The following is a 20,999-nucleotide window of genomic DNA, read 5'->3' as shown; positions in this document are numbered from 1 at the left end:
AATTACTCCCTTTAGGATCGGGGGAAATAATTTTGGTCAATTTTTAACAAACAAAACATTTAGGTTTAAGAGAATCTAAACGAATTTTTATTAAAAACCAATACGAAGATTAATCTATTTGGGCAGCAATTCAGCTTTTTTAAAACCAAAAATCTCTTTCGCGTTAAAAATAATAACCGCTAAAAATATGATAGAATAGGAAACAATCTGCAAACCTCCGAGCGCCTCGTTGTAAACCGCTCCCGCCAGAATAAAGGCAATGATGGGATTGATATTCAAAATCATCCCCACTTTGGAAGACGCAATTCCTGACAGGGCATATAAGTTTAAAAGTAATGGCACGATGGTGTACATCACCGCAATGATTTCGATGTAGAGATAAAACTTAAAATCCGTCGGCACAGGTCCGGAATAGGTCGGGAAAAACGGAAGCAGGATCAAAGCTGATAAAATCATGTGGAAATTAAGCACCAGAAATTTATCAAATTTAGAATTCACAGACTGGATAATGAGGTAGCAGGCATAAGTTGAACCTATGAGCGTGCTGTAAACCATGTCCAGAAGATTGGCATAAGAAAGCAAAATACATCCTGCGGCACTCAAAATTACGGAAGTCCACTGCAGCTTTGTGAGTTTTTCACGGAGAATGAAAAAGGCCAGAATCGTTGTGATAATCGGGCATACGAGATAGGCTACTGAAGTTGCCCGCACGCTGATGTGATTCATTACATAGATAAAAGAAAACCAGTTTCCGGTGAGCAAAATGCTGCTCAGAATATTTAAGCCGACAATTTTCTGTTTATCCTTTGGAATTAAAGTTTTAAAATAATTTAAATTATTCTTTAGCTTCACTTTTCTGAAAAATATCGTTATCAATGTCATTATTAAAGCACAGCTGAACACTCTGTAAAAAAGAATATCCAGTGAAGGATAAGAATGCAGCGGCTTTAAAACCAGACTGAATGTTCCCCATAAAGAGAAAGCAGTGATGGCGGCGAGATAGTATTTCAGATTGTTCAAGTGGAGGTGGAATTTATTGCTTTAAGGTGAGGCAAAGATAGGGATTCTGCGTATTTTTCAGATCTCAATAGAATGATTTGATGAGTTGTTTTGTATATTTGGTTGAAAGGTAAACATCATGTCAATTCCCAATCACAGCTTGCTATTCTTTTTATTTTTTGCTTTCGCCTGCAAAGAAGAAAAGTCTGTTCCAAAAGAATTTAAAGTTGGCAAGATTTCTTTTGAATATCCAAGTAATTGGAAGTTGGTAGAGCCCCAAACCATTGATTCGTATTATTCTTTTATCACCAATAAAAAAGACACTATTTTTATTGAATATGGAAGCAACAGTAATAAAATGTATCGGAATGCGCTCAATGACAACCTCTTTAAGCAAATTACCGCCGCCGGAAGAGAGATCGTTATTGAAATTCCAAAATCTGAATACGGTTCTTATGCGGTTTATATTCCTAAAATTGATTCACAAACCAGCACTGTCATAAACTCAACAAAAAGCGATAAATCAGAAGAGTTATCCAAAATATTTTCATCTATCAGGTTGGAAAATCACAATTTTTCTAAAGCTTTAGACATTGGTAAAGTAAAGTACGTGGGTCGCTCAACCGGTACTGGGATTACACATTACGAGAATAATTGCCTAAGTTGTCACTCAGAATTTAATACAGTAATAGGTCCACCACTGGATCAGAAATTCATACTTTCGAAAGATAGACGGTGGCTCACTGATTATTTATATACAACCAAAAAAAATGATGATCTTGGAATTCAATGTTTCCAATTTTCGAAAAAGGATTCTATAATTGTTGAAGAGTTAGTAAAATATTTAAAACAAAAATGATTTTGATAAATTACTTTTCAAAAACAGATACATCTTATCAACCAAAGGATTGTACGAACTCAATTTAATTTCTACATGAAAATGCACGCAATATTCCCATTCTGTTTTGATTTAAAATAAACCGTCACTTAACCGCAAGAAAAATCTTAAGACACCATCTTTTTAAAGATAAATAAAAAATCTCCGAAGTTTTTCAGAGATTTTGGTTTTACAGATTATCAATAAATTCCAGATACATCGGAACACTTCTTTCAATCCATTCTTTATAAACATTATGCTCCAAACCATAGTAAACAAAAGGCTTGTGATAGTCTGCTCTGATGTACTCAAAACTGAGCTCAAAAGGTCTTGTAAATTCAATGACCGTATGTCTGTATTTTCCGTCTGCCCTGAAATCTTTATCATCAACACCTGCAGATATGGCCAGCGCAACCTTTTTACCGCTTACTTTATATCCGCTTTTGCTTCCGTATGCCCAGCCGTGTAACAAAACTTCATCAAACCATTTTTTCAAGAGAGACGGACTGCCGAACCAATAAAATGGAAACTGAAAAATAATCTTGTCGTACGCTTCCACCAGTTCCTGTTCTTTTTTTATATCTAATATTTCATCCGGGTAAGCTTTGTACAGTTCGTGAACCACATATTTTTCGGGAAATTTATTCAGTTCTTCCACCCATCTTTTGTTGATTAAAGATTCGTCCATAGTAGGATGAGTTACTATTACTAATGTTTTCATATTTTAAAATTTCTCCTACAAAAATAATAAGTGTAACTTACAATTCGGATAGTAGCCACCAATTGTACGGTACTATAAAAAATGTAAGTAATGACTAAAATAAAGGAAACCTCGACCAATTTCGCCAATAAAAAAGCCCTTGTAGAAGAGTGTCCGGAGCTCTACGCATCCAAACTGATTGGCGGACAATGGTCACTGGCGATCTGCAGTTATTTAATTAATGGAAAACTTAGATTCGGGGAACTGAGAAAAAGCCTTGGAAATATTACAGAACGTATGCTCACGCTTCAACTTAGAAAACTGGAGGAGGATAAAATTGTGACAAGAACCGTTTTCGCCGAAGTTCCGCCAAGAGTTGAATATGAACTGACTGAAATTGGCTATCAGCTAAAACCTGTTATCGTAGAACTGGATAAATGGGGAACAATGCATAAGGCAAGCATTGATAATTAATCATATTAAAATGTCACATCGGTCAAAATCTGTTTCGGGGGAAGCTTTCCCAAATTGGGACGGTGAGAACCTGTTTCAGGGGAGACAAAACACACGTCATATTTTGTTGCCCTGGTTTGGAGGGAGACTTTCCCAAGTTGGGAAAGTTCAAACCATTATCGGTTAGGCAAAGATACATCCGTGACAGCCTGTCCCTTTATGAATTCAACAAAAAAACCTCTGAAATCATCAGAGGTTTATATTTTTTAGTGTACACCACTTAAATCTATTTTTTCTTTGCTTTTCCGTTCTCTGATAAACAGGATAAACGGGATACAGACCAGGAAGGCTATTCCCAAATATAGAAAAACATCCATATAAGACAGCACGGTTGCCTGTTTGGTGACGGTCATATCCAAGACTTTGTAAGCGGCATTCATAGCAGCATCGGGAGTCATTCCTTTAGCAATAAAATTAGCTTTTAAACCTGCCAGTCGCTGCTGAACATCGAGACTGTCGCCATCAAGATGGGATATTAAATTCACCCTGTACTTTTGGCTGGCGTTGGCAATAAATGTTGTAATCGCAGCGATTCCGAAAGAACCACCCAACTGTCGCATCATTCCTGTAAAGGCTGCGCCCTGCCCGATTTCCTGACCTTTCAATGTACTTAATGAAAGTGAAGTAATCGGAATAAACAGTAAACCAAGTCCCATTCCTCTTACTATCAGCATCCAGAAAAATGCTTCTTTACTGGTGTCAGGTGTTAATATTTTGTAACCCCAGAAACTGTAGACGAAGAAGATAAATAATCCCAATGAAACTAAAATCTGCTGTTTTGCGCCTTTAGAAAGTAACCTGCCGATAATCGGCATCATAAACGCTGTCGTTAAAGCTGCCGGAATCATTAATGCTCCGGACTGAAGTGCCGTCCAGCCTAAAATACTCTGTGTATACAATGGAACGATAAATGTTGAACCATACAGACCAAATCCTAACACAAAGGACATCACGGTTCCGATTCTTAAATTTCCATTTTTTAAAACACGGAGTTCTACAATCGGATATTTAAAGGTTAATTCTCGCCAGAGGAATAAGATAAATCCTAAAACAGCTGTTGTAGTGAAAGTAACGATCATTCCGCTTTCAAACCAGTCTTCTTCATGACCTCTTTCCAGAATAAACTGTAGAGAACCGACTGTCAATGCTAAAAGCATAATACCTAACCAGTCAACATCTGAAGCCTTACGTTTCTCAGAGAATTTCGGACTTTTTACAAACTGCAATGTCATCAAAGTCGCTGCAATCCCGATTGGAATATTAATATAAAAAATATACGGCCAGCTGTAATTATCAACAATATAACCTCCCAGTGGCGGACCCAGTGTTGGACCGATAATTACTCCCAAACCATAAATAGCCTGAGCCATACTCCGTTTTTCGACGGGATAGGATTCTGTGATGATCGTTTGTGAAGTTACAAGCAAAGCTCCACCTCCAATTCCCTGACAGAGTCTGAAAAATACCAGTTCCCAGATATTGTCGGCATTTCCGCATAAGAATGAGAAAATAGTAAAGATAATAATGGAAGCGGCAAAATAATTTCTTCTTCCAAACTGTTGTGAAAGCCAGCTAGTCATTGGCACCACAATCACGTTACCAATCGCATACGCTGTAATCACCCATCCCACTTCAGAAAGCGTGGCTCCCATGTTCCCCTTCATCTCGTTCAGGGCAACGTTCACAATCGTGGAATCCACAATTTCAAGCAAAGCACAAAGAATCGCTGTGATCGTGATGATCACTCTTCGGGCTCCATATTCTACTAATGAATCTTGCATTAATTTATTTGTGTGTTTAAAGGAGGTTGAGGTTAAGGCTGAGATTAAGAAAAAAATACCTCTCAAACTCCAACATCAGTGTTCCTCTTCTTTAAGAATTTTTTATAATAAAAGTGAACTGCCAATCATCATTCAACATCGTTGTCAATTTATTCTTCACCATTTTCAATCTGACATTAATCTCCAGCATTTCCAGTCTGACATTAATCTCCTTCAAAATCCTCAGCATCTTTCTGCATCTAATTCCTCAGCATTGAGAATCGACTTGCTTCAGCAAAACTGACAATCCACTTATTTAAATATTATGTGAGAAAAAGTAATTCATAAGCAGTATTAAAACTTTTTACTTTTTACTTTTTACTTGGCTCTTAAGTTTGTTTCTTATTTCAAAGAAACTTCTGCTTTCACATTCATTCCTGTTCTCAGTCTTTTGGCAATATTCGGATCCAATTTTACAAAATCGATTTTAATTGGAAGTCTCTGAACCACTTTTACAAAGTTTCCACTCGCGTTATCGGGAGGCAAAATTGAGAATGTAGAACCTGTCGCCGGAGAGAATGAACTCACCACTCCTTCAAACTCAGTATCAGGAAAAGCATCGATCTCGATTTTCACTTTCTGTCCTTCCACCATTTTAGCAACCTGAGTTTCTTTAAAGTTAGCAATTACCCATTTCTGATCATTTTTAACCAGACTGAATAACTGAGAACCCGCCTGCAAAAACTGTCCTGCCTGGATAGGAACTTTTCCTACAAAACCATCTTCAGGAGCTGTAATCACCGTGTAAGAAAGATTTAATCTTGCACTTTCCACATCTACTTCTCTCTGTTTCGCTACCGAACCTGCCACAGAAATCTGCTGAGAACTTGCCTCAGTCTGAGAAGAAGCGATTCCGGTTTGCTGTGCAATCTGATTTCTTGTATCAACCAAAACCTGCAACTGTTTATCTGCAGACTGTTTTGCAGCCAAAGCCTGCTCATACTGCTGTTCCGTAATCGAATGGTCTTTTACCAAAACTGAATATCTTTTTAAATCCTGAGAAGTTTTCCAGACGTTTACTTTTGCAGCTTCAATCTGTGCATTCGCTGTTGCTACTGCGGCTTGCGAACTGCTGATATTTTTTGAAGTAGCGTTGGTAGAAGACTGAGCAGAAGAAATATTGCTCTTCGCCGTTGACAAAGCTGCCTGAGCCTGTTCCAAAGCCATTCTCTGATCTTTATTGTCTAAGATCACCAAAGTATCACCCTTTTTTACAAACTGATTGTCTTTCACTTTTACTTCTGCCACGTAACCTGAAATTTTTGAAATTACAGGATTCATGTTTGATGCTATCTGAGCATCATCTGTCTCTTCGTGAACCTGTCCGTAAGAATAGGTTCTGTAACCGTAGATTCCACCTACGACGATGATTACTGCTAAAATGATGGGGAAAACTAAACTTTTTTTCTTTTTCGGTTCAGTTACTTGAGTATTGTTATTTTCCATTTTGGATATCGTTCTGTTTTTATTTGATTGTTAAAGTTCCTGTAGTCTGTAATAGTTTTCTGTATGCCAAGGCTGCATCAGCTTTTGCATTGATCACTCCGACGTTGGCTGCTATTTGCGCTGCATCAGCATCCAGAAGTTCGGTCATCGTTGCCAAACCGTTATCGTATTTATTTTTTGTAATTCTGTAATTTTCATTTGCCTGAACCGCAGCTTTTTCGAATACCGCAATTCTCTTTTTAGAATAATCTGAATTCTGATATTCTCTGTTGACTTCCAGTTTAATGTTGTCATTCATCATTTCATTGGTTGCCGACAGCTGCATTTCTCTCGCTTTAGACTGCTTCAATGCTGAATTTTCTTTCCAGAGATTTGATAAATTGTAAGAAACCCCTACTCCAACATTCACTGCGTTGTAAATCGTTAAAAATTTAGGAATATCCGCCGCCACATAACCACCAGTAAAGGCAATCGATGGAAGATTTTCTGCTTTTGCAGATTTCGTTCCCAGTTCTGCTGCTTTTCTCTGTTGGTCTAAAGCCTGCAGATCTTTACGGTTTTCTCTGGCTTCATTTAAATAAAAATCAACCGTCTTCACATCATCTGCTTCATTAATATACTGCTGATCAACTTCAATTTCGGTATTCTCAGGAAGTCCTAACAACAGATCCATATTGATATTGGCGATATTGTAATTGTTTTGTGCTTCCAAAAGTTGCAGTTCAATATTTGAAGTCTGAAGGTTTGCTTTTAAACGGTCGTTTCTTGCGATCACTCCGTTATTTTCAAGCTTCAGAAAAGTTTCGTCTCTTTTTTGAGATGCTGAAAGGTTTTCTTCTAAAACTTTAATAGACTGATTGGCTTTGAACAAATTATTGTAAGCCTGAGCCACGTTGTAAGCAATCGCAACTTTATCATTTTCAGTGCTTAATTTTGATGCTTCCACCAGATATTTTGCCGACTGAATACCATATTTAATTCTTCCGCCACTGTAAATCGGAACGGTAACATTGGCAGAACCGTAAGCTACCTGATGTACTTCAGGACTTCCTGCAGTTGAAACACCGGGAATTTTCAAATCAATCGTCGGTCTTACCGGAAGATAAAGATAGCTTGCTGAAACTGACAGATCCGGAAGCTGTCGGTTTTTAGCAGCCAGCAGATCGGCGGTTGCTTCTTCTATTTTGGCGGCATCTATTTTTAAACTTTTACTGTTCTGGATTCCCAACTGTACGGCTTCATCAAGGCTGAGCTGTTTTTTCTCCTGAGCGTGTGTGTACATCATTCCTGCGAAAAGGGACAGTACAAGAACTGAGTTATTTATTCTCTTCATAACCTAAAAGGTCTTTTAAAATATGTTTTATATGTTGTGTAAGTTCGTTGAAATAGGTTTCTTCAAAAACCATTTCGTCTTCCTCATTTTTAAGAAAATCTTTGTACATCTGTTTGGCATTGGAAGCGTAAAATAAGGTTCCGCTTACCGTAGAATGCAGCAGATAGATCGGTGGATTTTTAGTAAAAATTCCTTTTTCCAAACCGCTTTCCAGAATTTTTGAATACATTGTGATAAAACTCAGTTTGGTCTCTTTCAGAAATTCAACAATCTGCGGATTGTCACTGTACAGCTGCTCCCGCTGCATGATTCTGAAAAACATTCTGTGATTGCGCACTCTTCCTGCAAACTGATCAACAATCCTTTCAACTTTTTCCCATTCATTGATATCTGTACGCTCTAAAAGTTCTTTTGAAAAAAACTGTCCCTCCTTCATTCTGTATTCCACCAATTTCTCGTACAATTTTTCTTTTGAACCGAAATAATAAGAGATCATCGAAATATTGACGTTCGCAGCTTTGGAGATTTCTCTCGTCGAAGTTCCGGGAAAACCCTTTTCTGCAAAGAGTTTCTCGGCAGCAAACAATATATTTTCTTCTTTTGAAATCATAATATGGTGTTTTTTCGGGTGCAAATGTACATCGAATTTTAACAAAAATCAAACGTTTGATTGATTTTTAATTTAGATTTTAAATATCAGATAAATAGATTCTGATAATCGAAGAAGTAATCTGATATTTTGTGGAAGTAAATAAACTTCAGACAGATTGAGTTGATTTAAGTAAAATCTGCTCAATCTGCAAAATCTGCGAGAATAGTAATATTTTAGCGACACCACTGTAGATTAGATCAAAAAAAATTCAGACCGAAGTCTGAATTTCTATGAGCTTTTATGGATATATCTTGAGAGTTTAATTCCTAAATCTGTCCAGACAATTTTAGGATTTCCGTTCCGGGTTAAATGATGATCCGCGTCGTTGATTTCTTCCAGTATCGAAACGATATTGGCACCGGTGATGTATTTTGAAAAACCAGCCCAGTTAAATCCGTTCGCATCGATCTTTTTGTAAACGAGGTTTTCAGACTGATAATTTTGCAATAAAGCCAATCTGAAAATTTCTGAAGCATAGTTGAGAAAATTTTTCTGTTTTTCTCTGTTCCAGCTGGCAATTTCTCTAGCCCAAAGGATAATATTCTTTAAAAATTCAGGTTTCTTTTTCACCATAAACGCATCACGAACCCATTGCACAAAGAGCTTTTCAAACTCAGGATTTTTAATTTCCGAATGTAAAAGTTTGATGGCCTCATTTAAATTCCCCTGTGCTTCATGCGCTACGGTTTTAGACTGATCCTGCGAAGCAGATAATTTATTCTGTATATAATTGATCAAATCGTCGTCTGCAATTCTGGGAACTTCTACAATCTGTGTACGGGAAAGTATGGTTGGTAAAATATCGTCAGCGCTTTCTGCGGTCAAAAGAATAATCGTTTTTGCAGGGGGTTCTTCCAGAAACTTTAGGAATTTGTTGGAAGCTGCGATATTCATCTTGTCTGCACGCCAAACAATAAGAATTTTGGTTCCGCCTTCAAAACTTTTAAGAGCAAACTTCTGGTTTTGATCGTCAATTTCATCTGCGGAAATAAACAGCTGTTTGTTTTCTGATTCTAAAAAAGCCGTCCAGTCATCATAACTTGCGTAAGGCGATTCGAGAATCATTTCTCTGAACTGATCAAATTTATTTTTGCTTAATGAATTTTTGTTGTCGGTAAATACAGGAAAACAGAAATGCAGATCCAAGTGATTGAGATGTTCCACTTTTGAAGCTGCGTGCGCGTTTTCGCGGCTCAGTATTTCTTTTGCATATGCGAGAACCATTGGCATCGTTCCGTAACCTTCTTTTCCGATAAAAAGCTGGGCGTGGCTCACTCTGTTTTCGGCGATGCTGTCCTGAAGAAGTTTTTTAAGATTTTCCTGTCCGGCGATGTTTTCCCAATTCATGTTTCAAAGATAAAAGATTTTTACGGAAAAGGAAATTCGGTCAGTTATCAATTTAGCTTCGCAAGTGAATTGTGAATTTATAATGTGTGCAAAAAATTGATAGTAAAGCGAATTCACGATGACAATTCACACTAAAATCCCCTTAACAAACTTTAACCTCAGTAAATTTTTACAATTCATTAATATTTAAGATATTTGCGCATTATTTTAAAAATCTAGAATGAAAAAAATTTTTGTACTATCATTCATTTCGGTTGGGTATTTCCTTAACGCGCAGAGTTTGAGCAATTCACCTTATGCAACTTATGGAATTGGTGATGTAAAATATGATAATACGATTGAAACTACCTCAATGGGAGGTATTTCGACTGCCTTTATAAGTGATTTCACGAGTAATTTCAACTTCGGAAACCCTGCTAACAACAGCAACTTTGAACTAACAAGTATAAAACTTGAGGCTACAAACGAAAATAATTACTTCAAAACTGATTACAATAATACAAAGTCTACAAAACATTCTACGTATTTATCTAATATCTCACTCGCATTTCCTATCTCTTCGAAGATAAAAATGGGACTTTTGTATCAGCCTTACAGTTCTAAGAGCTATGATATTATCAATTCAGAAACAAGGAAAGATGAATTAACTGATCAAGAAACCATTTACGGAAACCGATTTACAGGAAGCGGAACCCTGAACACTGCACAGCTTGCACTTTCTTATAAAATAAATTCAGAATTTGCAGTGGGTGCACGCGCCAACCTTTATTTTGGAAATTTATACGATACCAACGAACTTACCACTTCAGCTGCTGAGCTGATTAACGGTTACGAGACGAAAAATAAAATCAAGAATTTAAATTTCACTTTAGGTACAAGTTACCAAAAACTGAATACAAGTACTGACCGTAAGCTTACTTTGGGTGCGACAGCTACTTTTGGTAACACCAGTGATATGTCTACTGAATATCTGAACAGCACCTATTACTACACTGAAGGTGATGTAAAAGCAGGACAGACTACCATCGAATCTAGAAGTACAAGTTCTAAAAACCTTCTGCCATTACAAGCATCTTTTGGAGCAGGATACGGAAGCGAAAATCAATGGTTCTTATCTGCACAGCTGGATTATAAAAAAGGAGAAACTATAAGTTATTTCGGGAATACTTTTGATTTCCAGGATTCTTACAGAGTTTCTGCGGGTGGTTGGTACCTTCCTAACTTTAACAACTTCAGAAATTATTTTTCTAGAGTAGTATACCGTTATGGTGCTTTCTATGAAAAAGGAAATCTACAGATTGCAGGAAATAACATCAACAAGTTTGGTATCTCTGCAGGAGTAATGCTTCCATTCAAAACCAGCAGTATCACAAGAATGAGTGGTCTTGAGATCGGTGTAGAACTAGGAAAGAGAGGAACGGTAAAAGACAACCTGATCAATCAGAACTTTATCAATCTGAGAGTAGGTTTCAACTTTGCTGACAAGTGGTTCAGAAAATCTCTTTACAACTAAAATGATATTAAATATCAACAGATCATATAAATATATAGCATACCTTTTTAGTTGTGCTATATTTTTTATATTCACATCCTGCGAAGAAGATTTGACCAAGCAAAACAAGAATGACAATAAAAATTTCCCTTCTCAGATAATCAATAATGCAAAAATAGTACAGAGAGATTCCGGTTTCGTATCACTCCGTGCGACAGCTCCAATCATCGAGCAATATCAATTGATTGACAGTCCTTACACCATTGCCAGAAGAGGAATGAAGATAGAATTTTTCGACAAGAAAAATCCTAAAAAACCGGGCAACATCACTGCAAAATATGCTAAGATTTACGAATATAAGCAGTTTTACGAAGCTAGAGGTAATGTGAAAATCTTAACGAGCGACGGACAGCGATTTGCAACACAAAGCGTTTTTTGGGATCAGAAAAACAAAAGAATTTTTACAAGGGACACCGTTTATGCGACGATGGAAGATGGTTCCACTCTCGTTCACGCCAATGGTATGACCGCCAAAGATGACTTCTCAGAATATACTTTCTACAACAATTCCGGTGATCTTGATATCAGCAAGACCAAAATTGCCGAGTCTAAAAAATAAATTTTAATATCATGGTTTTTCAGGCAATAGGATTGATGTCGGGAACAAGCTTAGATGGTTTGGACATCTGCCTTGCAAAGTTTGAAAAACAGAATTCCACCTGGAAATTTGAGATCATAAAGGCTGAAACCCTTTCCTATTCTGAACATTGGGAAAACCAACTCAGAAATTCTATTCATTTATCTGCCGAAGAACTTCTTGAACTTCACTCTGAATATGGTTTCTTTTTAGGAAAAGCTGTGAAAAATTTCATCAGCAAATACAATCTTCAGAATATTGATGTCATCGCATCGCATGGCCACACTGTATTTCATCAGCCTCAGAAAAAATTTACGCTGCAAATTGGTGATGGAAGAGCCATTAAATTTGAAACAGGATTGCCTGTCGTGTATGATTTCCGTTCTCAGGATGTCTTAATGGGTGGAAATGGAGCGCCTCTAGTTCCGATTGGGGATGAACTTTTGTTTTCAGAATATGATGCCTGTCTGAACCTTGGAGGATTTTCTAATATCTCATTAAAATTGGAGGACAGAAGAATTGCTTTTGATATTGCTCCGGTCAATATTGTTTTAAATAAATTGGCACTGAACTTTAATCAGAATTATGACGACAAGGGAGATCTGGCAAGAGAAGGAACAATTGACACTGAATTACTTAACAAACTCAATTCTCTGCAATTTTACAGTCAATCTCATCCTAAATCTTTAGGCGTTGAATGGTGTAATACGAATGTATTTTCTCTGATTGAAAATTTAGATTCTAAGGCTTTTTTAGCGACATTTACAGAACATGCTGCCGAACAGATCTCAAAAGTTTTCAACCAATATCAATTGAATAAAGTTCTGTTTACGGGTGGCGGAACATACAATTCTTTTCTTATCGAAAAAATTAAAGAAAAAACAAACTCAGAGATTATTATTCCCGAAAAACAAATCATTGACTTTAAAGAAGCTTTAATCTTTGCATTTATGGGAGTTCTGCGAATTAACAATGAAATCAATGTACTTTCATCGGCAACTGGAAGCTGCAATGATCACAGCTCTGGAGTAATTGCATAAAAAAACCTTCATTTCTGAAGGTTTTGATCTTATTTATAAGCCTCAATCTTATCTGTTAAGGTATTGATGAAATTCTGAAGTGGCTTCTCAACCATCATTTTGATGAAAGGATTGAATTTTCCTTCAAAAAGCATCTGAACTTCAGTTTGATTTTCATTCATCGCTTTTAAAGTTGCCAGCAATGTAAAGTCTAAACTCGAACTTGCAGATTTCAAAACTGCCTTTTCTTCGGTCACCTCGTCAATCTTTAAAGCGATTTCCGGCATACCCTGAAGTCCGAATTTGAACCCATCCTCTCTGCTTTCAAACTTCTGAAGACCGTCTGGCATAAAATCTTTATAATTATCTGATGTTTTTAGCAACTCAGATAACTCTTTAGATGATTTATTGACAACAATTTTTCGTCCTTCTAAATTCATTTTTTTATTTTTGTATTTAAATTCCTACAAATGTATAAAGTTTTTGTGAACGAAAAAAAATTATTACTCTCTAAGCAGTCTGAAGCTTTAGAAAAAACTCTGAAATATGACAGTTTCACAACTTTAGAGATAGCGCTTGATCTACTTCAGAATACTTCGGTAAAGGAACTGAATGTTTACGGAGAACAGATCGACGAAATTTGGGAAGAATTTAAAAAACTTTTCAGAATCATTGAAGCAGCGGGTGGTATTGTCAACAGGCCAAATGGAGATGTCCTTTTCATTAAAAGACTGGGGAAATGGGATCTGCCCAAAGGTAAAATGGAAAAAGGAGAATCAAGGGAAGAATCTGCTGTACGAGAAATTGAAGAAGAAACCAATTTACAAAATGTAGAACTCTTAGATTTCATCAATACAACCTATCACATATACACAGAAAGGAACGGGGATAAAGTTCTGAAGTACACGCACTGGTTTGAAATGAATTTCGACGGGGAAGACACCTCAAAACCACAGCTGGAAGAAGGTATTACAGAAGTTGCATGGAAAAATATCTCACAGATAGAAAGTGAAGTATTTCCAAATACTTTTAAAAATATTCAATTGATTATTAAAGAATTCTGGGATACCAAGATTAAATAAAATCGATCGCTTTTTCTAAAGAAATTCCACGTGAAGCCTTTAACAAAACATTTTCTGACTGAATTTTGTTTGAACGGAGGTATTCGATTAACTCGGCTGTATTTTCAAAAGATCTTGATGAATCATTAACTGCCTTAAAGTGTTTTCCCACGGTGATAATTTCGTTAAAACCTAAATCATGGGCGGTTTTCAGAATGTTCACATGCTCTGCTATACTTTCCTCACCGAGCTCAAGCATATCTCCTATAACGATGGTCTTTGTACCTTCGAAAGTAATGAAATTCTGCAGTGATGCATTCATTGAACTTGGGTTGGCATTGTACGTATCAAGAACGAGAGTTTTCTCATCTTTTTTCACGATCTGAGAGCGCATATTGGTGGGCGTATAACTTTCGATAGCTTCTTTAATCTGATCTTTTGAAACTCCAAAGTGAAGACCCAAAGCAGCAGCTGCACAGAGATTGGTGAAATTATAATCTCCCGTAAGCTGAGACAGTGCTTTTGTATCCTGATAATCCAATCCGACAAAATGTTCAATTGAAAAAATTTCGAAAAAATAATCGGAAGTCCGCTTACCAAAAGTTATTTTCGGCTGATAATCCTGAGTTTTTTCAACCTGAATCTGATCATTTTCGTTGACTATAACAGTTTGATTTTCACCTTTAAGGTAAGCATACAACTCAGATTTTCCCTTGATCACTCCTTCAAAACCCCCAAACCCTTCAAGGTGAGCTTTCCCGAAATTTGTAATGTAACCAAAATTAGGTTTAGCCAAAGAGCACAGCAGTTCAATCTCCTTCTGATGATTGGCTCCCATTTCAATCACAGCCATTTCATGCTCTGCTCTAACTGATAAGATTGTCAGTGGAACACCGATGTGATTGTTTAAATTTCCGTAAGTGTACTGCACATTAAATTTCTGCGACAGAACTGCATGTATAATTTCCTTCGTTGTAGTTTTACCGTTACTTCCTGTAAGACCTATAACTGGAATGTCAAGCTGATCTCTGTGATATACTGACAGATCCTGAAGAAACTGTAAAGTCGACGGAACATAGAAAATATTCTCATCTATGTTTTCAAAATTTTCATCTTCAACGATGACCGCTAATGCTCCGTCGTTAATTGCTTTATGAGCGAAGGTAGCAGCATTGAAATTATCTCCGGAGAACGCGAAAAAAATATCGTTTTTACTGATTTTTCTGCTGTCTATAGTTACCTTTTCAGCATTTAGATATATTGGATAAAACTGTTCTACCGTCATTTTCGGGGATATTCTTTATTAGATGTTTTTTGAAATCTCATTAAGCTTTAATACTAATATTTTTGAGAACTTCATTCCTCAAAAATAAAAAAACCTCCCGAAAATTCGGGAGGTTTTTTATAAGTATTTTGAAATATTATCTTCTTGTTCTAGCTTTGTCGCTAACTCTTGCATCCTGAGCTACACGGAAACCAATCCAACCGTAACCAGAAGCCTGGTTTTTGTATCTTCTCTGTCCCGGATCTAGCCAGTAAGCTGAATCTTGCCAAGAACCACCTTTGATCACTCTGATATCATTCGTCATCGCTGATGTTCTCTCTTTAGCATCTTTCTGCACGATTACTCTTCCGTTCCCGTCTACTACAAATCTTGTTGTAGGAGCATTATACATATTGTAAGAAGCTGAAGAATCACTTGCGTTTCTATAGTCTAGTGAAGACATTCTGTCACCATCTCTATAGTTTCTGTAATCGCCGATTGTTTCTCTTTCAAACTGACCTGGTAAGTTTTTGTAAACTAATCTTCCGTCAGCTAAAGTATCATATTTAATAGTACCTTCATCTACCATTTTGTAAGTTCCGTCACCGTTTCTTACGATAGCCTGAGGCATATTTCCTCTGTAATAATTGAAGTCTGTAAAGTCTTCGTCAATGATTGGTCTGTATACATCAGCCGTCCATTCTGCAACGTTTCCGAACATACCATATACACCGATATCATTTGAAGGGAATTGTCTAACATCTGAAGTCTGAGCAGCACCGTCATTTTTCCAACCTGCAGGACCAGAATAATCTCCTCTACCCTGCTTGAAGTTAGCTAAAATCATCCCTCTGTCTTTACCCTTAGTACCTCTAAGTTTATCGATCTGTGGTTTCTTCTCAGTATAATTATTGTACTCTCTGCTTTTCTCCATACCAAGAGCTGCGTATTCCCATTCTACTTCTGTAGGAAGTCTGAATTTGGTAACCATCGCTGAGCTAGGAGATCTGTTAGCAGCAAGTAATCTTTGATTGGTAGTTTTCATACCAGATTTCTGTGCCAATCTCTGTTCGTTGATGTATCCTTGCATTTCAGGATCATTCGATTTGAATTTATCCATGTTGAATGCAGTACCACCTTGGTTATTAGATTCGTTGATGTACAAATCTTTTGCAATAATACCTGCTTGCATTAACGCTTTTTCGTTCGCTCTGTCTGTCAACCATTCGCAGTATCTGTTGGCTTGCGTCCAAGACACACCTACTACTGGATAATAATCATAGTTCTGATCTCTGAAATAAGTTTCGTTAAGATCATTTCTAGATAATTTATTATCCCATAATAAAGTATCAGGTAATGCACCGTTGTAGATTTCCTTGAAACTTGGGTCACTTGGAGGGAATACATACTTCAACCATGTAAGGTATTCGCGGTATTCGTAGTTAGTAATTTCTGTTTCACCGATAAAGAATGAGCTTACCTGCATTCTGCGAGGAGAGTTATTCCAATCGTGCATAACATCATCTTTCACTAATCCCATGGTAAAAGTTCCACCTTCAACATATACCATTCCTGGCCAACCTTTCTGCTTTTGTTGCTTTCCTGCAAAAAACCAACCTTGTTTTTCGTTTGGTTTCCAACCTGTCTTGCTGACAAATTTTTTAGTACCGCCTCCTTTGCTGGTACTAGACCCTCCACAGCTGGTTAATGCAAGTGTAGAACTTAATGCTATTAATGAAAACAACTTTAGTTTTTTCATAGTCGATATAAATATTATTCAAAGTACAAAGAAAAAATAAATTATTCAATAAATCAAGTAAAGATTTGATTTTTTTTGAAACGTTAACAAATTAATTTTATTGTATGACGGTTTAATTCTAAAATTTTCATTTATTTTGTAATTTAGAAATTTCAAAAACTAACATGAGACTAAAAACGACTCTATTCTTTCTATTTGCTTTCATATCAGCTACTTGGGCTCAACGAATCTCCATAGAATGGAATGGATCAAAAATTGAAGACTTTGGCGATGTGAAAAAGAATTTACCCAACTTTAAAAATGAAGGGTTTTCTTACCACCAAAATAGTGTTTTTATTCTTCACAAACAAAAAGTTGGCGAAAGCCAGGTGAAAGTTTCCAATCTTATCTGGGAAACAGTATCTACCAAAGATCTATTCGACATCAGCAAAAACTTTCTACCAGATTACGATATTGCGGAGGTAAACTATTTCTACTTACAAGGCGAAAGATTTGCAAATGCTAATGTTGGTCTATTTAAAAATGTAAAAGGAAAAATTCTGAGACTTTCATCATTTGAAATAACACCCTCAAATTCACCGGTTAATTTTAGTGCACAGAAAGTTGGCACCACAGTGAACCCACTGTCGTCAGGAAATTTTTACAAAATTAAAGTTGATAAGTCCGGAATTTTTAAAATTACCACTCAGTTTCTTAAAGATAACGGCATTAATACTTCAAATATAAATCCTAAAAATTTCAGGATTTATGGAAATGGAGGAATAATGCTTCCCGAATTTAATCAGGATGTAAAATACAGCGCTTTACAGGAAAATTCAATTCAGGTTATAGGCGAAGAAGACAATGTGTGGAACGATGCAGATTATGCTATTTTCTATGCGCAGGGACCTAATGGGTATAATCTTTATAATACATCCAACGGTAACGGAATTAAAAGACGTGAAACGCGTACCGACCGTCCTGAAAACCTCAAAAACATTTACGAAGACTTTTCTTATTATTATATCAATTTTGATAAAGGTGCAGGAAAAAGAGTTCAAAATGTAGACCTCAATTTGCCTACCACTCCTTTGATAAGCCGATATGATGGCTACCAGGTTATCAATACTGACCAGAGAAACTTACTAAAAGTGGGAAGAATCTGGGTTGAAGATCAGCCAATCAACACAGAAAAAACTTTGACTTTCAATCTGAACTCTCCTATTCAAGGTTTAGATGTGATACGATATAAAACTCAGGTTATCGGGTACAGATCACAGGGCAACAGTATGAGTTTTGCCATTAATAATCAAAATCCTCTCACTGACACTTCATCATCTACCGATTTAGATTTTCGTTCATACAAATATGAAGGAACGATCAGCAGCTTAAGTGGCAATCAGATTAACATTAAATACAATCCTAATATCTCTATTAATCCCAACGGATCTTTTCACCTGGATTATGTAGAAGTACAGTATAAGGAAGATTTGAAATTTAATGGAAGCCAAATGAATTTCAGAGACTTTTCTCTGCAAAGCGGCACAAATACCAACTATGGTTTCAGTATTTCAACGACTGCCAACATGGAACAGGTTTGGGATGTTTCAGATATTACCAATGCCAACAGAAGAGTGAACAAAGCTGGGGGAACCGGAGTCTTCAGTTTCGGATACAATACGTCAAATCCTAATTTTAATAATGAATTTGTTGCTTTCCGGGCAGATGCTGCATTTACTCCGCAGTTTGTAGAGAAAATCAATAATCAGGATCTTTCTGCGCTTCAAAATGTAGACTACCTTATTATTGCACCACCGGAAATGATGGGTCAGGCACAGAGATTAGCCAATTATCATCAGACAAAGAATAATTACAATGTTCAGATTGTAGATCCTTCAAAGATCTATAATGAATTTGGAAGCGGTAGCAGAGATCTTACAGCAATCAGAGATTTTGTGACTAAACTGAATACTCCGCTAGGCAGTCTAAAATATGTCTTCATTTTAGGTGACGCTTCTTATGATTACAAAAACAGAATTCCTAACAACTCAAATATTGTTTCTAGCTATGAAAGTGAGGAGTCTAACGATTTTATTTCATCATTCGTCACCGATGATTATATCGTAATGACAAAAGCTCAGACAGATCCATCTCTAGCCAATAATTTACCTGATGTTCCTGTTGGAAGAATACCGGCAGCAAATCCTACAGAGGCGGCCAATATGATGGATAAAACTCTGGCTTATTACAATTCTTTATCAGGACAGTCTACCCCTTTCGGAGAATGGAGAATGAAACTGGATTTTGTTGTGGATGATGACAATGACGGCGGTGTTCCATTCCATACGGTTATGAATAACACACTGGCTAACACCTTTGAAGTTCCCACAAGCACGCTTCTTAAAGAATATAATGTAAGAAAATTATATCTGGATGCTTTTCAGGCTCAAAGTACTGCGGGCGGACAGAGATATCCACAGGTTAATCAGGCAATTTCAAATGACTTGGGCAACAGCTTATATTTATTCTATCTGGGACATGGTGGAATTAATGGCTGGGCACAGGAAAGAGTATTTACTTTAGATGAAATTCAAAACGCCAATAATTTTTCTAATGTATACAGCAGATTTCCATTTGTTTCAACCATTACCTGCGAGTTTACTCTTTGGGACGAACCGGGAACCTCTTCTGCAGGGGAACAGCTGATGAAATTAAAACAGGGCGGTGCAGCAGCAATGATTACTTCAAGCCGTGCTGTAGGTGTTGGATATGGTTTGGATTTTACAAATCTTTACACACAGGATATTTTCAAATTAGTCGGAGATGATTTTATTCCGGTGGGAGATGCACATTTGAATGCTAAAAAATTAAGACCAGGCGATTCAAACCACCTGAAAGTAAATTTACTGGGAGATCCGGCGATGAAATTAAGCAGACCGAAAAGACTTCTTGTTATTGATGCAATCGAAACTCCGGTTCCGGGATTGATCAGAGGATTGGATTTTGTGAAGATAACAGGCCATATTAACAATGCAAGCGGAACAACCAATACTACATTTAACGGCCGAGTTGTTATTAACATTTTTGATAAAAGATTAAACAAAACAACTTTAAATAATGACGGAGGTTTAACACCTGTTCTAAACTACACAGAAGAAGGAAGTGCCATCGTAAAAGCTTCGGGAACTGCAGTGAATGGAGTCTTCACGGTAGAATTTTATGTTCCTAAAGATATCAACTATGCTGTAGGCGAAGGAAGACTATTAGGATATGCTGACAACAAAGCTACTGATGTATTTAACAATCAGGCAGTACAGGTAGGTGATATCAACCCGAACGGAATCAACGATAACGAGCCGCCGAAAGTGAAACTGTATATGAACAACACCAATTTTGCGAATGGTGGAATTACAGATCAAAACCCAATGCTCCTTGCCTGTGTAACAGATGATACAGGAATAAATTCTACGGGTTCTGGTATTGGTCACGATATTACTGTATATTTGGACGGACAAATTATCAACACAGTTGTTTTGAATGATTTCTATGCTTCTGGTGAAGGAAATGGATGTCTAAGTCCGAGTTTAGCAGATTATCAAAAAGGAAATGTAACCTATCCTTTCAGAAACTTAGCAATAGGACAACATCAGCTGACATTTAAAGTTTGGGATATAAACAATAATTCAACAACTGAAACGTTAAACTTTGAAGTTAAAGATGAAGCCGATCAGCATTTAGTAATCAACAGACCGCTGAACTGGCCAAATCCTTTTACCAATAAAACTTATATTCACTTTGAGCATAACTGTGATGATATCTTAGATGTAAACGTTCAAATCTATACTATTACAGGAAAACTGGTAAGAACTTTAAGTCAGCCAGTGGTTGCAGAACCTTTCCTACAGGGCTTTAGAACGCCACGTCAGGCAATAGAATGGGACGGAAAAGACGATTTTGGTGACACAGTAGCAAAAGGTACGTATATTTTTAAGATATTTGCAAAAAGTCAAAATCAAGAAAAATGCAAAGGAAGTGCTACAGCTGTAGAAAAAATGGTACTTTTGAAGTAAAATAATAAGTAATTAAGAATATCAATAAAAA

Annotated in this window: 18 protein-coding genes; 8 read left to right on the top strand and 10 right to left on the bottom strand. The window is 36.7% G+C overall.

Annotated features, from left to right (window positions below):
* Positions 1-114 precede the first annotated feature (114 nt).
* Entirely contained in the window at positions 115-1,020 is a 906-nt protein-coding gene (locus OMO38_RS16625; protein ID WP_264751310.1) for an EamA family transporter, read from the bottom strand.
* A 118-nt stretch (positions 1,021-1,138) separates the two neighbouring features.
* Here OMO38_RS16625 and OMO38_RS16620 point away from each other — a divergent pair, with 118 nt between their 5' ends.
* A complete protein-coding gene (locus tag OMO38_RS16620) occupies positions 1,139-1,858 on the top strand; it encodes a hypothetical protein (RefSeq protein ID WP_264751309.1) in 720 nt (239 codons plus the stop codon).
* A gap of 208 nt (positions 1,859-2,066) precedes the next feature.
* Here OMO38_RS16620 and OMO38_RS16615 read toward each other — a convergent pair whose 3' ends face one another.
* Positions 2,067-2,597, bottom strand: a complete 531-nt coding sequence (locus OMO38_RS16615) for an NAD(P)H-dependent oxidoreductase (RefSeq protein ID WP_264751308.1) — start codon at positions 2,595-2,597, stop codon at positions 2,067-2,069.
* Positions 2,598-2,687: 90 nt separating this feature from the next.
* On the opposite strand from OMO38_RS16615, the gene OMO38_RS16610 reads away from it, so the two are divergent.
* A complete protein-coding gene (locus tag OMO38_RS16610; RefSeq protein WP_264751307.1) occupies positions 2,688-3,050 on the top strand; it encodes a winged helix-turn-helix transcriptional regulator in 363 nt (120 codons plus the stop codon).
* A gap of 10 nt (positions 3,051-3,060) precedes the next feature.
* The gene (locus OMO38_RS16605; RefSeq protein WP_264751306.1) at positions 3,061-3,216 is read left to right on the top strand and encodes a hypothetical protein; all 156 of its coding nucleotides are present in this window, start codon (positions 3,061-3,063) and stop codon (positions 3,214-3,216) included.
* 79 nt (positions 3,217-3,295) lie between these two features.
* Here OMO38_RS16605 and OMO38_RS16600 read toward each other — a convergent pair whose 3' ends face one another.
* From OMO38_RS16600 to OMO38_RS16580, 5 genes are all read right to left on the bottom strand, one after another.
* Entirely contained in the window at positions 3,296-4,870 is a 1,575-nt protein-coding gene (locus tag OMO38_RS16600) for a DHA2 family efflux MFS transporter permease subunit (RefSeq protein WP_047442626.1), read from the bottom strand.
* A 381-nt stretch (positions 4,871-5,251) separates the two neighbouring features.
* Positions 5,252-6,355: an HlyD family secretion protein gene (locus tag OMO38_RS16595; protein WP_264751305.1), complete on the bottom strand. Its 1,104-nt coding sequence runs from the start codon at positions 6,353-6,355 to the stop codon at positions 5,252-5,254.
* 19 nt (positions 6,356-6,374) lie between these two features.
* Complete coding sequence (locus tag OMO38_RS16590) at positions 6,375-7,688, bottom strand: TolC family protein (RefSeq protein WP_264751304.1); 1,314 nt, start codon at positions 7,686-7,688, stop codon at positions 6,375-6,377.
* Entirely contained in the window at positions 7,672-8,298 is a 627-nt protein-coding gene (locus OMO38_RS16585; protein ID WP_264751303.1) for a TetR/AcrR family transcriptional regulator, read from the bottom strand. The genes OMO38_RS16590 and OMO38_RS16585 overlap by 17 nt, the downstream gene beginning before the upstream one ends.
* Before the next feature lie 270 nt (positions 8,299-8,568).
* A complete protein-coding gene (locus OMO38_RS16580; protein ID WP_264751302.1) occupies positions 8,569-9,687 on the bottom strand; it encodes a DNA polymerase III subunit in 1,119 nt (372 codons plus the stop codon).
* Positions 9,688-9,907: 220 nt separating this feature from the next.
* On the opposite strand from OMO38_RS16580, the gene OMO38_RS16575 reads away from it, so the two are divergent.
* From OMO38_RS16575 to OMO38_RS16565, 3 genes are read left to right on the top strand one after another with little or no spacing between them, the layout of a single operon-like run.
* Complete coding sequence (locus OMO38_RS16575; protein ID WP_264751301.1) at positions 9,908-11,200, top strand: hypothetical protein; 1,293 nt, start codon at positions 9,908-9,910, stop codon at positions 11,198-11,200.
* 1 nt (position 11,201) lies between these two features.
* Complete coding sequence (lptC, locus tag OMO38_RS16570) at positions 11,202-11,798, top strand: LPS export ABC transporter periplasmic protein LptC (RefSeq protein WP_264751300.1); 597 nt, start codon at positions 11,202-11,204, stop codon at positions 11,796-11,798.
* Between the two features lie 11 nt (positions 11,799-11,809).
* Entirely contained in the window at positions 11,810-12,856 is a 1,047-nt protein-coding gene (locus OMO38_RS16565; protein ID WP_264751299.1) for an anhydro-N-acetylmuramic acid kinase, read from the top strand.
* A gap of 29 nt (positions 12,857-12,885) precedes the next feature.
* On the opposite strand, the gene OMO38_RS16560 is transcribed toward OMO38_RS16565, so the two are convergent.
* Entirely contained in the window at positions 12,886-13,275 is a 390-nt protein-coding gene (locus OMO38_RS16560; RefSeq protein WP_264751298.1) for an SRPBCC family protein, read from the bottom strand.
* Positions 13,276-13,305: 30 nt separating this feature from the next.
* Between OMO38_RS16560 and OMO38_RS16555 the strand changes: the two genes are divergently transcribed.
* Positions 13,306-13,917, top strand: coding sequence for an NUDIX hydrolase (locus tag OMO38_RS16555; RefSeq protein ID WP_264751297.1), 612 nt, complete (start codon positions 13,306-13,308; stop codon positions 13,915-13,917).
* Here OMO38_RS16555 and OMO38_RS16550 read toward each other — a convergent pair.
* Positions 13,910-15,181, bottom strand: coding sequence for a UDP-N-acetylmuramoyl-tripeptide--D-alanyl-D-alanine ligase (locus tag OMO38_RS16550; RefSeq protein ID WP_264751296.1), 1,272 nt, complete (start codon positions 15,179-15,181; stop codon positions 13,910-13,912). The two genes, OMO38_RS16555 and OMO38_RS16550, sit on opposite strands and share 8 nt — an antisense overlap.
* A gap of 136 nt (positions 15,182-15,317) precedes the next feature.
* Positions 15,318-16,919, bottom strand: a complete 1,602-nt coding sequence (gene gldJ / locus OMO38_RS16545) for a gliding motility lipoprotein GldJ (RefSeq protein WP_264751295.1) — start codon at positions 16,917-16,919, stop codon at positions 15,318-15,320.
* Between the two features lie 164 nt (positions 16,920-17,083).
* Here gldJ and porU point away from each other — a divergent pair, with 164 nt between their 5' ends.
* The gene (porU, locus tag OMO38_RS16540; protein WP_264751294.1) at positions 17,084-20,968 is read left to right on the top strand and encodes a type IX secretion system sortase PorU; all 3,885 of its coding nucleotides are present in this window, start codon (positions 17,084-17,086) and stop codon (positions 20,966-20,968) included.
* The last annotated feature ends 31 nt before the right edge of the window (positions 20,969-20,999 follow it).

The organism is Chryseobacterium kimseyorum (assembly GCF_025971945.1).
In the GTDB taxonomy this organism is placed as follows: Bacteria; Bacteroidota; Bacteroidia; order Flavobacteriales; family Weeksellaceae; genus Chryseobacterium; species Chryseobacterium kimseyorum.
The sequence above is the reverse complement of the archived record's forward strand: the minus strand, read 5'-3'. Positions and strand labels throughout refer to the sequence as shown.

Coding starts and splice junctions, on each gene's coding strand:
- OMO38_RS16590 (WP_264751304.1), bottom strand. CDS start 7,688: ATGAAGAGAATAAATAACTCAGTTCTTGTACTGTCCCTTTTCGCAGGA.
- lptC (WP_264751300.1), top strand. CDS start 11,202: ATGATATTAAATATCAACAGATCATATAAATATATAGCATACCTTTTT.
- OMO38_RS16620 (WP_264751309.1), top strand. CDS start 1,139: ATGTCAATTCCCAATCACAGCTTGCTATTCTTTTTATTTTTTGCTTTC.
- OMO38_RS16585 (WP_264751303.1), bottom strand. CDS start 8,298: ATGATTTCAAAAGAAGAAAATATATTGTTTGCTGCCGAGAAACTCTTT.
- OMO38_RS16615 (WP_264751308.1), bottom strand. CDS start 2,597: ATGAAAACATTAGTAATAGTAACTCATCCTACTATGGACGAATCTTTA.
- OMO38_RS16555 (WP_264751297.1), top strand. CDS start 13,306: ATGTATAAAGTTTTTGTGAACGAAAAAAAATTATTACTCTCTAAGCAG.
- OMO38_RS16575 (WP_264751301.1), top strand. CDS start 9,908: ATGAAAAAAATTTTTGTACTATCATTCATTTCGGTTGGGTATTTCCTT.
- OMO38_RS16605 (WP_264751306.1), top strand. CDS start 3,061: ATGTCACATCGGTCAAAATCTGTTTCGGGGGAAGCTTTCCCAAATTGG.
- OMO38_RS16595 (WP_264751305.1), bottom strand. CDS start 6,355: ATGGAAAATAACAATACTCAAGTAACTGAACCGAAAAAGAAAAAAAGT.
- OMO38_RS16580 (WP_264751302.1), bottom strand. CDS start 9,687: ATGAATTGGGAAAACATCGCCGGACAGGAAAATCTTAAAAAACTTCTT.
- OMO38_RS16600 (WP_047442626.1), bottom strand. CDS start 4,870: ATGCAAGATTCATTAGTAGAATATGGAGCCCGAAGAGTGATCATCACG.
- OMO38_RS16550 (WP_264751296.1), bottom strand. CDS start 15,181: ATGACGGTAGAACAGTTTTATCCAATATATCTAAATGCTGAAAAGGTA.
- OMO38_RS16610 (WP_264751307.1), top strand. CDS start 2,688: ATGACTAAAATAAAGGAAACCTCGACCAATTTCGCCAATAAAAAAGCC.
- gldJ (WP_264751295.1), bottom strand. CDS start 16,919: ATGAAAAAACTAAAGTTGTTTTCATTAATAGCATTAAGTTCTACACTT.
- OMO38_RS16565 (WP_264751299.1), top strand. CDS start 11,810: ATGGTTTTTCAGGCAATAGGATTGATGTCGGGAACAAGCTTAGATGGT.
- porU (WP_264751294.1), top strand. CDS start 17,084: ATGAGACTAAAAACGACTCTATTCTTTCTATTTGCTTTCATATCAGCT.
- OMO38_RS16560 (WP_264751298.1), bottom strand. CDS start 13,275: ATGAATTTAGAAGGACGAAAAATTGTTGTCAATAAATCATCTAAAGAG.